At 56.7% G+C, this 15,760-nt stretch carries 15 protein-coding genes; 10 read left to right on the forward strand and 5 right to left on the reverse strand.

The features are described 5' to 3' along the window. Nucleotides 1-53 precede the first annotated feature (53 nt). Nucleotides 54-842 carry a molybdenum-dependent transcriptional regulator gene (modE, locus tag NA389_RS18035; protein ID WP_001147419.1) on the reverse strand — a complete coding sequence of 263 codons (789 nt, stop codon included), beginning with the start codon at nt 840-842 and terminating at the stop codon, nt 54-56. Nucleotides 843-970: 128 nt separating this feature from the next. Here modE and NA389_RS18040 point away from each other — a divergent pair, with 128 nt between their 5' ends. The 4 genes from NA389_RS18040 to modC all read left to right on the forward strand — a co-directional run bounded on the left by NA389_RS18040 (nt 971) and on the right by modC (nt 3,810). Further along, entirely contained in the window at nt 971-1,120 is a 150-nt protein-coding gene (locus NA389_RS18040; RefSeq protein WP_000891513.1) for an AcrZ family multidrug efflux pump-associated protein, read from the forward strand. A gap of 166 nt (nt 1,121-1,286) precedes the next feature. Next, nucleotides 1,287-2,060, forward strand: coding sequence for a molybdate ABC transporter substrate-binding protein (modA, locus tag NA389_RS18045; RefSeq protein ID WP_000951406.1), 774 nt, complete (start codon nt 1,287-1,289; stop codon nt 2,058-2,060). Continuing rightward, nucleotides 2,060-2,749 carry a molybdate ABC transporter permease subunit gene (modB, locus tag NA389_RS18050; protein ID WP_000604026.1) on the forward strand — a complete coding sequence of 230 codons (690 nt, stop codon included), beginning with the start codon at nt 2,060-2,062 and terminating at the stop codon, nt 2,747-2,749. The genes modA and modB overlap by 1 nt, the downstream gene beginning before the upstream one ends. Nucleotides 2,750-2,751: 2 nt before the next feature. Then, on the forward strand, nt 2,752-3,810 hold the full coding sequence (gene modC, locus NA389_RS18055; protein ID WP_000891710.1) for a molybdenum ABC transporter ATP-binding protein ModC: 1,059 nt from the start codon (nt 2,752-2,754) through the stop codon (nt 3,808-3,810). Here the strand turns inward: modC and NA389_RS18060 are convergent, their stop codons facing one another. Then, entirely contained in the window at nt 3,811-4,629 is an 819-nt protein-coding gene (locus NA389_RS18060) for a pyridoxal phosphatase (RefSeq protein WP_001748281.1), read from the reverse strand. It abuts the gene before it with no gap. 163 nt (nt 4,630-4,792) lie between these two features. On the opposite strand from NA389_RS18060, the gene pgl reads away from it, so the two are divergent. After that, nucleotides 4,793-5,788: a 6-phosphogluconolactonase gene (gene pgl, locus NA389_RS18065; RefSeq protein ID WP_000815468.1), complete on the forward strand. Its 996-nt coding sequence runs from the start codon at nt 4,793-4,795 to the stop codon at nt 5,786-5,788. 143 nt (nt 5,789-5,931) lie between these two features. On the opposite strand, the gene NA389_RS18070 is transcribed toward pgl, so the two are convergent. After that, nucleotides 5,932-7,215 carry a putative acyl-CoA thioester hydrolase gene (locus NA389_RS18070; RefSeq protein ID WP_079917093.1) on the reverse strand — a complete coding sequence of 428 codons (1,284 nt, stop codon included), beginning with the start codon at nt 7,213-7,215 and terminating at the stop codon, nt 5,932-5,934. Between the two features lie 237 nt (nt 7,216-7,452). Here NA389_RS18070 and hutI point away from each other — a divergent pair, with 237 nt between their 5' ends. The 5 genes from hutI (at nt 7,453) to hutH (ending at nt 13,788) form a co-directional block, all read left to right on the forward strand. Continuing rightward, nucleotides 7,453-8,676: an imidazolonepropionase gene (gene hutI / locus NA389_RS18075; protein ID WP_001249492.1), complete on the forward strand. Its 1,224-nt coding sequence runs from the start codon at nt 7,453-7,455 to the stop codon at nt 8,674-8,676. Beyond that, the gene (gene hutG, locus NA389_RS18080; RefSeq protein ID WP_000195690.1) at nt 8,673-9,614 is read left to right on the forward strand and encodes a formimidoylglutamase; all 942 of its coding nucleotides are present in this window, start codon (nt 8,673-8,675) and stop codon (nt 9,612-9,614) included. Before hutI ends, hutG begins: the two co-directional genes overlap by 4 nt. Nucleotides 9,615-9,658: 44 nt before the next feature. Further along, nucleotides 9,659-10,384 (forward strand): histidine utilization repressor, encoded by a 726-nt coding sequence (locus NA389_RS18085; RefSeq protein WP_000287413.1) that lies wholly within the window; start codon nt 9,659-9,661, stop codon nt 10,382-10,384. 196 nt (nt 10,385-10,580) lie between these two features. Continuing rightward, entirely contained in the window at nt 10,581-12,266 is a 1,686-nt protein-coding gene (hutU, locus tag NA389_RS18090; RefSeq protein WP_001115220.1) for a urocanate hydratase, read from the forward strand. Nucleotide 12,267: 1 nt separating this feature from the next. Next, entirely contained in the window at nt 12,268-13,788 is a 1,521-nt protein-coding gene (gene hutH, locus NA389_RS18095) for a histidine ammonia-lyase (RefSeq protein WP_001095244.1), read from the forward strand. 84 nt (nt 13,789-13,872) lie between these two features. Here hutH and NA389_RS18100 read toward each other — a convergent pair whose 3' ends face one another. After that, nucleotides 13,873-14,349 carry a kinase inhibitor gene (locus NA389_RS18100; RefSeq protein WP_000767407.1) on the reverse strand — a complete coding sequence of 159 codons (477 nt, stop codon included), beginning with the start codon at nt 14,347-14,349 and terminating at the stop codon, nt 13,873-13,875. 57 nt (nt 14,350-14,406) lie between these two features. After that, on the reverse strand, nt 14,407-15,696 hold the full coding sequence (gene bioA / locus NA389_RS18105; RefSeq protein ID WP_001632963.1) for an adenosylmethionine--8-amino-7-oxononanoate transaminase: 1,290 nt from the start codon (nt 15,694-15,696) through the stop codon (nt 14,407-14,409). Nucleotides 15,697-15,760 lie beyond the last annotated feature (64 nt).

Raw genomic sequence — 15,760 nt, forward strand, 5'->3', positions numbered from 1 at the left:
TTTGCAGCGATGAATGACAGGGATACGTCTTTCGGCAACGGATGTCAATGTGCTTAGCACAACGTTGCAATAATCACTCTGTCCGCATTAAACCAGGCAATCACGTCATCGCCTTCCTTTAACGTGGCGGCATCCGCAGTCGGTATCGTAGCGCACAGCGTCTGGCTGTCCGGCAGCGCCATCAACACTTCACACTGTTCCGCGCCGCGCTCGATATGGCTGATCGTTCCCGACAACTGATTGTCAGCGGCGCGCGCAACGGCTGCATCCCGGGTAATGCCAACCCACGGCGCTTTTAGCAGGATCAGCACTTCTTTACCTTCCTCCAGGCCGAGACGCTCGCCGCTTTGCGCCGTCAGCGCAACTTTGAGCCGCGTTTTGCCGTCGGCCAGCAGTACGTCGACATGCTGTTGCACCTGATCGCGATCGCGGGCGGTAATGGTGCCGAACCACTGATTTCGGGCGCTGGTTTGCAGTGAAAAGCGGGAAATAGCGGCCAGCAGACTGTCAAGCGGCAGGGCGTCATCGTCGCTTAACACATCGAACGCTTTTTGCTGAATTTGGCCCAGCAAATCGTAAAGCTGGATCAGACGCTGACCATAGCGGGTTAATACCGCGCCGCCGCCGCCTTTGCCGCCCGTTGCGCGTTCAACCAGCATATGTTCACTAAGCTGGTTCATGTCGTTTATCGCATCCCAGGCGCTCTTATAGCTGATTCCCGCGTCTTTCGCGCCCTGACTAATCGAGCCGGAAAGCGCAATGTGTTTCAGCAGAGAGATACGTCGGGGATCGGCAAAAAGCTTTTGCTGAAGTTTCAGGGTAAGAAGGATTTCGGCCTGCATAACCAGCTCCTGGTAAAAAGACTATTGTGACTGAAAAGCGCGTCAGCGCAAAGCCGACCGCACAAAAGGGGAGTGCTTTTCTGTGTGATGCGGTTAAAATACAAAAAGGACTATATCTGGAGTTGCCCATGTTAGAGTTATTAAAAAGTCTGGTATTCGCCGTCATCATGGTACCGGTAGTGATGGCCATCATCCTCGGTCTGATTTACGGTCTGGGTGAGGTGTTCAACATTTTTTCCGGTATCGGTCAGAAAGACCAGTCCAGACAGAACCGCTGATTTCCCCAAACGCCCGCTCAGTCGGGCGTTTTTGTTACTCAAGATCCTGCTTTTCCTGCCGATATTTTCTGTGTTTAATCGTTAATGGGTATGAATAACCGCTGGGAAACCCCTGAGATTATCGTTATATTGTCGTTTACATAACGAAACGCACAAGGAGTTACAGATGGCGCATTCCTGGTTACGCCTGGTCGCAGGGGCGACATTATCTTTCATCATCGCTGGTCATGCGCTGGCGGATGAAGGCAAGATCACCGTATTCGCCGCCGCGTCGCTAACGAACGCGATGCAAGACATTGCGGCAGAATATAAAAAAGAGAAAAATGTGGATGTGGTCTCCTCATTCGCCTCCTCTTCAACGTTGGCGCGCCAGATAGAAGCGGGCGCGCCGGCGGATCTGTTCATCTCTGCTGACCAGAAATGGATGGATTACGCAGCCGATAAAAAAGCGGTGGATACCACGACGCGCGAAACATTGCTTGGCAATAGCCTGGTAGTGGTAGCGCCGAAAGCCAGCGAGCAGAAACCGTTTACCATCGACAACAAAACGGACTGGATTCATCTGCTGAACGGCGGGCGTCTGGCGGTGGGCGATCCGCAACACGTACCGGCGGGAATTTATGCCAAAGAAGCGCTGCAAAAGCTGGGCGCATGGCAAACGCTTGAACCGAAACTGGCGCCGGGCGAGGATGTGCGCGGTGCGTTGGCGCTGGTCGAACGTAACGAAGCGCCTTTAGGCATTGTATACGGTTCTGATGCGGTCGCCAGCAAGGGGGTCAACGTGGTGGCGACGTTCCCGGAAGATTCACATAAAAAAGTGGAATACCCCATCGCTATCGTGGAGGGGCATAAAAATGCGGCCGTCAGCGCGTTCTATGATTACCTGAAAGGACCGCAGGCCTCGACAATCTTTAAACGTTATGGATTTACGACGAAGTAATGATACTGACCGATCCAGAATGGCAGGCTGTCCTTCTTAGCCTGAAAGTGTCTTCCCTGGCCGTGCTGTTTAGCCTGCCGTTTGGGATCTTTTTTGCCTGGTTACTGGTGCGATGCCGGTTTCCGGGCAAAGCCTTACTTGATAGTGTCCTGCATCTGCCGCTGGTGCTGCCGCCGGTGGTGGTCGGCTATCTGCTGCTGGTGTCGATGGGGCGACGCGGGTTTATTGGCCAGTGGCTGTATGACTGGTTCGGTCTCACGTTTGCCTTTAGCTGGCGCGGCGCCGTGCTGGCGGCGGCGGTGATGTCCTTCCCGCTGATGGTGCGGGCCATTCGGCTGGCGCTGGAGGGGGTGGATATCAAGCTTGAACAGGCCGCCAGAACGCTGGGCGCCGGGCGCTGGCGCGTTTTTCTGACTATCACCTTACCGCTTACCCTGCCGGGTATTATTGTTGGTACGGTGCTGGCGTTTGCCCGTTCGCTTGGCGAATTTGGCGCGACCATTACCTTTGTTTCCAATATTCCGGGCGAAACCCGCACCATACCTTCCGCCATGTATACTTTGATTCAGACGCCTGGCGGGGAGAGCGCGGCGGCGAGGCTGTGCGTGATTTCGATTGTATTAGCGCTGATTTCGCTGTTGATTTCTGAATGGCTGGCGCGGATTAGCCGTGAACGGACGGGGCGCTAACCATGCTGGAGCTTAATTTTTCCCAGACGCTGGGAACGCACTGTTTAACCCTCAACGAAACGCTGCCAGCCAGTGGGATCACGGCTATCTTTGGCGTCTCCGGCGCGGGAAAAACCTCGCTGATTAATGCCATCAGCGGTTTGACTCGCCCGCAAAAAGGACGCATCGCGCTGAATGGTCGGGTGTTGCATGACGCGGAAAACGGTATCTGTTTAACGCCGGAAAAGCGCCGCATCGGTTATGTTTTCCAGGATGCGCGCCTGTTCCCCCATTACAAAGTACGCGGCAATTTGCGCTACGGTATGGCGAAAAGCATGACCGGTCAGTTTGATAAGCTGGTGTCGCTGCTGGGAATTGAAGCGTTGCTTGATCGCCTGCCGGGGAGCCTGTCCGGCGGAGAAAAACAGCGCGTAGCGATAGGCCGGGCATTGCTCACCGCCCCGGAGTTGCTGCTGTTGGACGAACCGTTGGCCTCGCTGGATATCCCGCGAAAACGCGAATTACTGCCGTACCTGCAACGGCTGGCGCGGGAAATCAATATTCCCATGCTGTATGTCAGCCATTCTCTCGATGAAATTCTCCACCTGGCGGATAAAGTCATGGTGCTGGAGGATGGACAGGTTAAAGCGTTTGGCCCGCTGGAGGAGGTCTGGGGAAGCAGCGTTATGCACCCGTGGCTGCCGAAAGAGCAACAGAGCAGTATTCTGAAAGTCAGCGTGCTGGAGCATCACCCGCATTATGCCATGACCGCTCTGGCGCTTGGCGACCAGCACCTGTGGGTAAATAAACTCAATCAGCCGCTGCAATCCACACTGCGTATTCGTATACAGGCGTCGGATGTCTCGCTGGTACTACAGCCGCCGCAGCAGACCAGTATCCGCAACGTATTGCGGGCAAAAGTGGCGAATTGTTATGACGATAACGGACAGGTGGAAGTCCAGCTTGAGATAGGCGGCAGAACGCTGTGGGCGCGAATAAGCCCGTGGGCCAGGGATGAGCTGAATATCAAGCCTGGCCTGTGGCTTTACGCGCAGGTGAAAAGCGTTTCTATCACCGCCTGACTATAGCAGGTGGGTGTAAATAAATTTGGCGATGCTATCGGTAGTGTTATCGCCGATCACAACGTCAGCGCGCGCTTTCACCGCCTCATCGGCGTTGCCCATCGCAACGCCGGTGCCTGCCGCCTCCAGCATACTGATGTCGTTGTAGTTATCGCCGAAAGCGATCACATTTTTCATTGACCCTCCCTGCGCTTCTATCCACTGGGTAAGGCGCTTGCCTTTACTGTTGCCTTTGCGCGCGATATCCACCTGATCGTGCCATGACCATTCGCACTCCAGGCCAAGCGCCTGTTCAACATGCTGACCGAACCGCTGTAGTCTGGGAATATCTTCATCGGTAAGCGCAAACTTCCACACGGCATTCACGTCGCGCGCCGCCTGCGCCAACGAAGAGACCTGTGTAAAGGTCGGACGTTGCTCCGGCGGCAAGGTCTGCGCCCACCGGGAGGTACGCACGACGTGACCGGTTGGGTGTTCGTAAAGCATAGCGTCATCAACATACATCAGGCCGTGAATCTGATGCTCATCCAGTAAATCAATCAACTGCAACGCCTTATCCACGGGCATAGGATCGGCATCCAGGACAGTTTTAGCTTGATAATCATACAAATAGGTGCCGTTGCAGCAAATAGCAGGTGTTTCCAGCGCCAGCGCCTGATAAAAAGGATGAATAGCAACGTGATGGCGACCAGTGACAATGATAAGTTGAAAGCCCGCCTCTTTGGCGCGTGATAGCGCGTCAAGCGAGGAGGGGAGTAAGGTTTTATGCGGGGTTAATAACGTTCCGTCTAAATCGAGGGCAATCACGCGTGCAGTCATAATTTTTTCCAGATTAAGAGTAATAATTCCGTCTGTCGGCATGGTACACCGGGACGGTAAGCAGACAAAATTCTGCGTCTGAATTCAGCATTCGCCGTCAAAAGCGACTACGTTAAGCTGTGTCCTGTTATTGCAGCTACATGCCATATGCAAAGGAGTATTCATGAAACAAACAGTCTATACCGCCAGCCCTGAGAGTCAGCAAATTCACGTCTGGAGCCTGAACCACGAAGGGACGCTGACGCTGGTGCAGGTCGTGGATGTGCCCGGTCAGGTTCAGCCGATGGTGGTCAGTCCGGATAAACGCTACCTCTATGTCGGCGTACGCCCGGAGTTTCGTGTCCTGGCGTATCGTATTGCGCCGGATGATGGCGCGCTGACGTTTGCCGCCGAATCCGCCCTGCCGGGTAGCCCGACCCATATTTCTACCGATCATCATGGTCGTTTTGTCTTTGTCGGATCGTATAACGCCGGTAATGTCAGCGTGACGCGCTTACAGGATGGCCTGCCGGTTGAGCTGGTGGATGTGGTGGAAGGGCTGGACGGCTGCCACTCGGCAAATATTACGCCTGATAACCGTACCCTGTGGGTGCCTGCGCTAAAACAGGATCGCATTTGTCTGTTTACGCTAAGCGATGACGGCCATCTGGTGGCCCAGGAGCCGGCGGAAGTAAATACAGTTGAAGGGGCAGGCCCGCGTCATATGGTCTTCCACCCGAATCGACAATATGCGTATTGCGTCAATGAACTGAACAGTTCGGTGGATGTCTGGCAGCTTAAAAATCCGCATGGCGAGATAGAGTGCGTACAAACCCTGGATATGATGCCCGCCGATTTTTCCGATACCCGTTGGGCGGCGGATATTCATATTACGCCGGATGGACGGCATCTGTATGCCTGTGACCGCACCGCCAGTCTGATTACCGTCTTTAGTGTCTCCGAAGACGGCAGCGTACTGAGCGTTGAAGGCTTCCAGCCGACGGAAGCCCAACCGCGCGGCTTTAATATCGACAACAGCGGGAAATACCTGATTGCAGCGGGTCAAAAATCACATCATATCGCGGTCTATGAAATTACGGGCACTCAGGGGTTGCTGACGGAAAAAGGTCGTTATGCCGTCGGCCAGGGGCCAATGTGGGTTGTGGTGAACGCGTACTAAAGCGCTGTGTGCCGGAGGGCGGCGGGCTGGAGCTCACCAGGGCAGGATGCCTGATTAATTTCAATAAACATCACTTGCAGTAAAACCACGGGCCGCCACATCTGCTGCGGCGGCCCGTTTATAAGCCTGAACCGGAACGGCGATTACTGCTTAGGTTCCGCCACCACTTTACTGCCTACACCGCGGTTGTTGTATTCCCACATGCGGTTGTAGTTAGTGTCGTTCAGATTACGCAGCACCTCGCCTTTGTCATCCACGGTTCCCGTATTTCCGGCAAACGGACGTTTCGAGATGACCGCGTCGGCCCACGGTTTGGCAACGTTAAAGCCCTCGTTAATCACGCTGTCGCGGATCACTACCTGACCGTTGGTGTTGGCGTCGACATCCAGCGAGCGGCCAAGCTGCGCAACGCCATCGCCGGAGGCGTTAAAGCGGCTGTTGATCGCCAAAAAGCCATAGTAAATATTGGACAGCGTCGCCGGGGCGAAGACGTAGGCTTCCTGCTGTGTGCGGGAGTTGACGACCTGGAAGTTGGTGTTATCGAACACCACGGCGCCGCGTCCGGACACCATATCCATATCGCCTTCAATATAGCTGTTCGTCACCAGCGTACGCGGCTGGCGATCGGTTTGCAGACGGTTCTGCACGCCGCTGTTGGTCACAAAGAAGGTGTTCTGGCGGCCAAGGATATTGACCTTGTTAATCTGGACTTTGTCGCCATCGGTACGCAACGCCACCGCCGGATGGTTTCCGGCATCGACACTGTCGCCCAGCGTGTTCTCGATGGTCAGATTTTGTAGCTGCAGACCGTTATTCTGCGACCAGAACGCGGCAGAACACATCACACCGATCGTCGCGGCGTGTTTGCTTTGGCAGTTATCGAACATATACCAGGCGGGTTTACCAGGCATATATTTCCCGCCGGGATTCACCGCGCGGCGCCAGTCAGCGACACTCATTTCACCATCAATCGCCATCCCAATTTTCACATCGATCGGTTTTTCACCGGTCCCGTACAGGGTCAGACTTCCCGGCGCGGCGGGAACATACACGGTCCCCTGATAGTCGCCCGGCATAATAGCAATGTACTGGCGTTTGTTCGTGCGTTTAACCATTGCCGCATCGACCGCGGCCTGAATTGAGGTGTGCGTAACGCCTGGCGTACCTGCCGGCCCCACCACAAAGTCAGGCTGTGCGGGCAGGGTAATCGGCGACGGCGACCACGGGGCGGTATTCGGCGTCAGGGAGGCAAAATAGCGCGCCGCAACGAAGTTTTTCGCTTCATTTGCCGACAGAATTGGGCGCGAGGCGGTGCCAGGCGCGGTTTGATCGGAAGGGATCTGATCGGGTGGCGTAGAGCTACAGGCGCTCAGCGTCACGCCAAAAGCCAGTGCCAGCGCCAGACGGGAAACCGATAATGTATTCACAGGTTGCTCCGGGCTTGAAAAAGTTAAATGACATCCATTGAAGCCTGCTTTTTTATACTAAGTTGAACGAAACGGGAAGGCGAAAAGGTAAAAAGTTCCTTTTCAGGCTGGAAACACCTGTAGCATCAGATAGTTTTATCACAATTAAGCAACAACTTTCGCGCTTTGAGTTGACAACCCGGAGCAGAAAGAAAATAAATGTCTATACAACTCATGACAGGCAAGAGAGCGACAGGAATGCGGCAACTTTTACCGGGCGATACTGTCTGGCGAAACATCAGGCTGGCGACAATGGACCCGCAGCGGCAAGCCCCGTACGGGCTGGTGGATAACCAGGCGCTGATTGTACGCGGAGGGCATATTTGCGATATCGTGCCAGAGACGCAGCTTCCTGTCAGCGGGGACAATATCCATGATATGCAGGGACGACTGGTAACCCCGGGACTTATCGATTGCCACACGCATCTGGTGTTTGCCGGTAACCGCGCCGCAGAGTGGGAACAGCGGCTTAACGGCGCGTCATACCAGCATATTAGCGCTCAGGGTGGCGGCATTAACGCGACGGTATCAGCAACCCGCGCCTGTGCAGAAGAGACGCTCTACCTGCTGGCGCGCGAACGCATGATGCGCCTTGCCAGCGAAGGCGTTACGCTGCTGGAGATTAAATCCGGCTATGGTCTGGAGCTGGCGACAGAAGAAAAGCTGTTGCGCGTCGCTGCAAAACTTGCCGCCGAAAACGCTATCGACATTAGCCCCACGCTACTTGCCGCTCATGCTACGCCAGCGGAGTATCGTGACGACCCGGACGGCTACATCACTCTGGTCTGCGAGACGATGATTCCGCAGCTCTGGCAAAAAGGGTTATTTGATGCGGTAGACCTCTTTTGCGAGAGCGTCGGCTTTAATGTGGCGCAGAGTGAGCGCGTATTGCAGACGGCGAAGGCGTTAGGTATTCCCGTTAAAGGCCATGTTGAGCAGCTTTCGCTGTTGGGCGGCGCGCAGCTGGTGAGTCGTTATCAGGGTTTATCGGCGGATCATATCGAATATCTTGATGAAGCGGGCGTCGCGGCGATGCGTGACGGCGGTACTGTCGGCGTGTTGTTGCCCGGCGCGTTTTATTTTCTGCGCGAGACGCAGCGCCCGCCGGTGGAACTGCTGCGCCGCTATCAGGTGCCTGTCGCCGTCGCCAGCGATTTCAATCCCGGCACCAGCCCGTTTTGCAGCTTGCATCTGGCGATGAATATGGCCTGCGTACAGTTTGGTCTGACGCCGGAAGAGGCATGGGCGGGCGTTACGCGCCATGCCGCTCGCGCGCTGGGAAGACAGGCGACGCATGGGCAGCTCAGGGCCGGCTACCGGGCGGATTTTGTGGTGTGGGATGCTGAACAGCCGGTAGAGATAGTGTATGAGCCGGGGCGTAACCCTTTATATCAGCGGGTATACAGAGGAAAAATCTCATGACGCAATGGTATCCGGCTTCTCCGGCGCTTTGGCAGGGGCGCGATGACAGTATAGAAGCGCCGGATGCGCGGCGTCTGTTTCAGACCGTCACGCGCAGCGAGACCTTTTCCCCCGAAAACTGGCAGCAAAAGATCGCGTTAATGGGATTTGCCTGCGACGAGGGGGTAAAACGCAATGCAGGGCGTCCCGGCGCGGCAGGCGGCCCGGACGCGTTGCGTAAAGCGCTGGCGAATATGGCCAGCCACCAGGGACATGAACGGCTGGTGGATTTAGGCAATTGGGTTGCGCCGACGCCCGATCTGGAAGGCGCGCAGCAGGCCTTGCGCGATGCGGTAAGCCGCTGTCTGCGGGCCGGGATGCGCACGCTGGTACTGGGCGGCGGGCATGAAACCGCGTTTGGACATGGCGCGGGGGTGCTGGACGCGTTTGCGCAGGAAAGCGTAGGGATCATTAATCTTGATGCGCATCTGGATCTCCGTCAGACCGACCGGGCAACATCCGGGACGCCGTTTCGTCAACTGGCGCAGCTATGCGACGCGCAGAGCCGCGCGTTTCATTATGCCTGTTTCGGCGTGAGCCGTGCGGCAAATACACAGGCGTTGTGGCGGGAAGCGCAGTGGCGGAATGTTACCGTGGTGGAGGATCTGGACTGCCATGACGCACTGGCGCAGATGACGCAGTTTATCGACAAGGTGGATAAAATTTATCTGACTATCGATCTCGACGTATTGCCTGTCTGGGAAATGCCGGCCGTCTCCGCTCCCGCAGCGCTGGGCGTGCCGCTGATACAGGTTCTGCGTTTAATTGAGCCGGTTTGCCGCAGCGGAAAATTACAGGCGGCGGATCTGGTTGAATTTAATCCACGCTTTGATGAAGATGGCGCATCGGCGCGCGTGGCGGCGCGGCTTGGCTGGCAAATCGCGCACTGGTGGCGTTAATCTGTCATCCGGAAAACACTCTCCGCATAAGGAAGGCTTCACGCATGTATTCATCCCGCTCCCGTTCTGCGCCTGCGCCTTTTTACGAAACGGTGAAACAGGACATCTGTAAAAAAATAGCCGGCGGCGTCTGGCAGCCGCACGATCGCATTCCGTCGGAAGCTGAACTGGTCGCTCAGTATGGCTTTAGCCGAATGACCATCAACCGGGCGCTGCGTGAGTTGACGGATGAAGGGTGGCTGGTGCGTTTACAGGGTGTGGGGACGTTTGTCGCCGAACCAAAAGGCCAGTCCGCGCTGTTTGAAGTCCGCAGTATCGCCGAGGAGATTGCCGCCCGCCGTCATCAGCATCGTTGTGAGGTGCTCACGCTGGAGCGTGTGCGGGCAAACGCCATCCAGGCCAGCGCTCTCAACGTCAATGAGAGCGATGTCATTTTCCATTCCATCATGGTGCATTATGAAAACGATCTGCCGGTACAGATTGAAGATCGCTGCGTGAATGCGGATATTGCCGTGGATTACCTGACGCAGGATTACCGTCAGACCACGCCGCACGCTTATTTGTCGCGGATCGCGCCGCTAACGGAAGGGGAACATATTGTGGAGGCGGTGCGCGCCACGGCGCAAGAGTGCGCGTGGTTAACTATCAAAGAGCATGAGCCTTGTCTGCTCATTCGTCGTACAACCTGGTCCGCGTCGCGGATTGTTTCTCACGCCCGCTTACTTTTCCCCGGGTCGCGCTACCGGCTACAGGGACGATTTATCTCCTGAGCGGACTGCTGCCGGAAAACGTGATTGCTGACACAATATAACAAAATTGTATCATTTTTGTTAATTCTATTCTTGTGCTTACTTGTATAGACAAGTATATGTCTGATTCTTATCTGTGGGTCTGCGGCGGTGCCTGATAGTGGCGTTTTAGCGTTATTTGGCGATGGCAGACCGATAACAATGAGGAGTCATTGCTATGCCTGAAAGCAAGTATCGTCAGCAGACTATCCGCGCGCCCCGAGGCACGGTATTAACGGCGAAAAGCTGGCTGACAGAAGCCCCGCTGCGGATGTTAATGAATAATCTCGATCCTGACGTGGCGGAAAATCCGCATGAGCTGGTGGTCTACGGCGGGATTGGTCGCGCCGCGCGCAACTGGGAATGCTATGACGCTATTGTTGATGCGCTCACCCGGCTGGAGGCGGACGAAACGTTGCTTATTCAGTCTGGCAAACCGGTCGGCGTATTTAAAACGCACGACAACGCGCCGCGGGTATTAATCGCCAACTCCAACCTGGTTCCCCACTGGGCGACATGGGAACATTTTAACGAACTGGATGCGAAAGGGCTGGCGATGTACGGTCAGATGACGGCCGGAAGCTGGATCTATATCGGCAGCCAGGGAATCGTGCAGGGAACATACGAAACCTTTGTCGAGGCGGGGCGTCAGCACTATAACGGCACGCTGGCGGGACGCTGGGTGCTGACCGCCGGACTGGGCGGCATGGGCGGCGCGCAACCGCTAGCCGCGACGCTGGCCGGAGCGTGTTCGCTGACGATTGAATGCCAGCAAAGCCGTATCGATTTTCGTCTGCGTACTCGCTACGTGGATGAGCAGGCCGCCACGCTGGATGACGCGCTGGCCCGCATTACGCGCTACACCCGCGAGGGGAAAGCCGTGTCCGTCGTCCTGTGCGCGAACGCGGCGGATATCCTGCCGGAACTGGTTAATCGCGGCGTGCGCCCGGACCTGGTGACCGATCAGACCAGCGCCCACGATCCGCTACATGGCTATTTACCCTCCGGCTGGCGCTGGGAGGAGTATCAGAAAAACGCGCAATCCGATCCCCACGGGACGATGCAGGCAGCGAAACGTTCCATGGCGGCGCATGTTCGGGCGATGCTGGCGCTCAGTCAAATGGGCGTGCCGACCTTTGACTATGGCAACAATATTCGTCAGATGGCGAAAGAGATGGGGGTGGAAAACGCCTTTGATTTTCCGGGATTTGTGCCAGCCTATATTCGTCCGCTGTTCTGTCGTGGCATCGGGCCGTTTCGCTGGGTGGCGCTGTCCGGCGATCCGCAGGATATCTATAAAACCGATGCCAAAGTCAAAGAGATAGTGGCTGAGGATAAACATCTGCATCACTGGCTGGATATGGCGCGCGAGCGCATTCATTTTCAGGGGCTACCGGCGCGTATCTGCTGGGTAGGCCTGGAGTGGCGGCAAAAACTGGGGCTGGCGTTCAACGAAATGGTGCGTTGCGGCGAGGTATCCGCGCCCATTGTGATTGGCCGCGATCACCTGGATTCCGGTTCTGTCGCCAGCCCTAACCGTGAAACCGAAGCGATGCGCGACGGTTCCGACGCGGTTTCCGACTGGCCGCTGTTAAATGCATTGCTGAATACCGCCAGCGGGGCAACATGGGTATCGCTCCATCATGGCGGCGGGGTGGGGATGGGTTTTTCGCAACACGCCGGTATGGTGATTGTCTGTGATGGCACTGACGAGGCCGCCGCGCGTATTCGCCGCGTGTTACACAACGATCCGGCGACGGGCGTCATGCGCCATGCCGATGCCGGATATGATCTCGCGGTGGAATGCGCTGTTGAGCAAGGTCTGAATTTACCGATGGTTGCGGCGACGCAGGGGAAAGGCTGATATGAACACCATGACACTCACTCCGGGGCAGTTAAGCCTCTCTCAACTGTACGATGTCTGGCGTCATCCGGTACAGCTTCGGCTGGACGCCAGCGCCATTGACGGCATTAACGCCAGCGTCGCGTGCGTCAATGATATCGTTGCCGAAGGGCGTACCGCCTACGGCATCAACACCGGTTTCGGTCTGCTGGCGCAGACGCGCATCGCTGATGAAGACTTGCAAAATCTACAGCGATCGTTGGTGCTGTCTCACGCCGCGGGCGTAGGCGACCCACTGGATGACGCGATGGTGCGTCTGATTATGGTATTGAAAATCAATAGTCTGGCGCGCGGGTTTTCCGGGATTCGGTTGAGCGTGATAGAAGCGCTCATCGCTCTGGTGAATGCCGGCGTGTATCCGCTGATTCCGGCAAAAGGCTCGGTTGGCGCGTCGGGCGACTTAGCGCCGCTGGCGCATCTGTCGCTGACGCTGCTTGGCGAAGGAAAAGCGCGCTGGCAGGGTGAATGGCTTCCGGCGCAGACGGCGCTAAAAAAGGCCGGACTGGAGCCTGTCGCGCTGGCGGCCAAAGAGGGGCTGGCGCTGCTTAACGGCACCCAGGCGTCGACGGCCTTCGCGCTGCGCGGTTTGTTTGAGGCACAGGAGTTATTTGCCTCCGCCGTTGTCTGCGGCGCGCTGACTACCGAGGCCGTACTGGGATCGCGCCGTCCTTTTGATGCGCGCATTCATGCCGCGCGCGGACAACAGGGGCAAATTGACGTCGCGCGGTTGTTCCGGCATCTGCTGACCGATACCAGCGCCATTGCTGAATCACATCACCACTGTCATAAAGTTCAGGACCCGTATTCCCTTCGCTGCCAGCCGCAGGTAATGGGCGCTTGTCTGACCCAGTTACGTCAGACGAAAGAGGTACTGCTGGCTGAGGCCAATGCGGTGTCCGATAATCCGCTGGTCTTTGCCGATGCGGGGGAGGTGATCTCCGGCGGTAACTTCCATGCTGAACCGGTTGCCATGGCGGCGGATAATCTGGCGCTGGCGATAGCGGAAATCGGCGCGCTATCGGAGCGGCGCATCGCGCTGATGATGGATAAACATATGTCGCAGTTACCGCCGTTCCTGGTAAAAAATGGCGGCGTTAATTCCGGTTTTATGATTGCCCAGGTCACCGCCGCGGCGCTCGCTAGTGAGAATAAAGCGCTGGCGCACCCGCACAGCGTGGATAGCCTGCCGACCTCGGCGAATCAGGAAGATCATGTCTCAATGGCCCCGGCGGCAGGGCGGCGACTCTGGGAAATGGCGGCGAATACCCGCGGCATCATTGCCGTGGAGTGGCTGGCTGCCTGTCAGGGGATAGATTTACGGGAAGGGTTAACCTCCAGCCCGTTACTGGAACAGGCGCGGCAGACACTGCGCCAGCGGGTGGCGCACTATACGCAGGATCGTTTTTTCGCGCCCGATATTGAGTGTGCGACGGCGCTGCTGGCGCAAGGCGCGTTACAGCGTCTGGTGCCGGACTTTATGTGAATGCTGCCGGATGGCGAGGCGCGTATTCGGCTTACCCAACCCGTTGGCAGGATAAGACGTTTACGCCGCCATCCGGCACAGCGTTTAACTGAACATCGCCGTGATCGAGGCGCTGGCGAGCGAATGGAAATGCACGTTAAAGCCGACCATCGCGCCGCTGGCGTCTTCATCAACCTCAAGACGCTCGACGTCCAGCGCGTGAACCGTAAAGATATAGCGGTGCGTTTCCCCTTTAGGCGGCGCCGCGCCGCCGTAGCCCGCTTTACCGAAATCGGTACGCGTCTGAATGACGCCGTCTGGTACGGCCACCAGGCCTGAGCCGAACCCCTGGGTCAGTACGCGCGTATCCGCCGGGAGGTTCACCACCACCCAGTGCCACCAGCCGGAGCCGGTCGGCGCGTCGGGATCGTAACAGGTCACGACAAAACTTTTGGTGCCCATCGGCACGTCGTCCCAGGCCAGATGCGGCGAAATATTATCGCCATCATAGCCCATACCGTTAAAAACGTGGCGATGAGGAAGTTTATCTCCATCGCGCAAATCGTTGCTGATAAGTTTCATGCGTTCTCCTTTTGACTCACCAGAAGTGTAGCCAGAAGCAGCATCGCTTACCGCTGATTAATGGCTAAAAAATGTTTCATTGTGTACCGCGTCATTGACCGCCTGGGTCAAACGGCGCAGTTGATCCGGACGAATAATGTAGGGCGGCATCAGGTAGATTAGCCTGCCGAACGGCCTGATCCAGACGCCTTGCCCGACGAAGAAGCGTTGAAGCGCCGCCATATTGACCGGATGCGTGGTTTCAACCACCCCAATCGCGCCCAACACCCGCACATCCGCCACCCAGGGCGAACTTTGCGCGGGGGCTAACTCAGCGCGTAACTGAGACTCGATAGACGCCACCTGCTGACGCCATTCGCCGCTTTCCAGCAGCGTCAGGCTGGCGCAAGCGACGGCGCAGGCCAGCGGATTCCCCATAAACGTCGGGCCATGCATAAAACACCCCGCCTCGCCGTTGCTAATAGTCTCTGCAACCTGGCGTGTCGTGAGCGTTGCCGAGAGGGTCATGGTGCCGCCGGTTAAGGCTTTGCCGAGACACAGAATATCCGGCGCGATCCCGGCGTGCTCGCAGGCGAACAGTTTGCCGGTACGGCCAAACCCGGTGGCTATTTCATCGGCAATCAGCAGAATGCCTTCGCGATCGCACATGTTACGAATACGCCTGAGCCATTGTGGATGATATATGCGCATCCCGCCCGCGCCCTGAACGATAGGTTCCAGAATCACGGCGGCTATTTCATGGCGATGCGCGGCCATCAGGCGGGCAAATGGCGCGATGTCGCTTTCATCCCATTCGCCATCCATCCGGCTTTGCGGTGCCGGCGCGAACAGATTTTCCGGCAGATAGCCTTTCCACAAGCTGTGCATGGAGTTATCCGGATCGCACACCGACATCGCGCCGAACGTGTCGCCATGATAACCGTGGCGAAACGTCAGAAAACGCTGACGCGATTCGCCCCGCGCCTGCCAGTATTGCAGCGCCATCTTCATGGCCACTTCTACCGACACCGAACCAGAGTCGGCCAGAAAGACACACTCCAGCGGCTCAGGCGTTATCGCGACCAGCTTACGGCACAGATTCACCGCAGGTTGATGGGTTATGCCGCCGAACATGACATGCGACATGGCGTCAATTTGCGCTTTCATCGCCGCATTCAATTGCGGGTGGTTATAACCATGAATGGCCGCCCACCAGGAGGACATCCCCTCAATCAGGCGTTCGCCCGAGGCGAGAACCAGCTCGCAGCCTTCGGCCCGCTCAACGGGATATACCGGCAGCGGCGAGGTCATGGAAGTGTAAGGATGCCAAATATGGCGTTTATCGAAGGCCAGATCGTCCGTTGTCATAATCGACTTGTAAACCAAATTAAAAAGATTTAGGTTTACGAGTCTACACCATATCAAAAACAAA

The sequence above is a fragment of the Salmonella sp. NW645 genome, from assembly GCF_051703725.1.
Lineage (GTDB): Bacteria > Pseudomonadota > Gammaproteobacteria > Enterobacterales > Enterobacteriaceae > Salmonella > Salmonella enterica.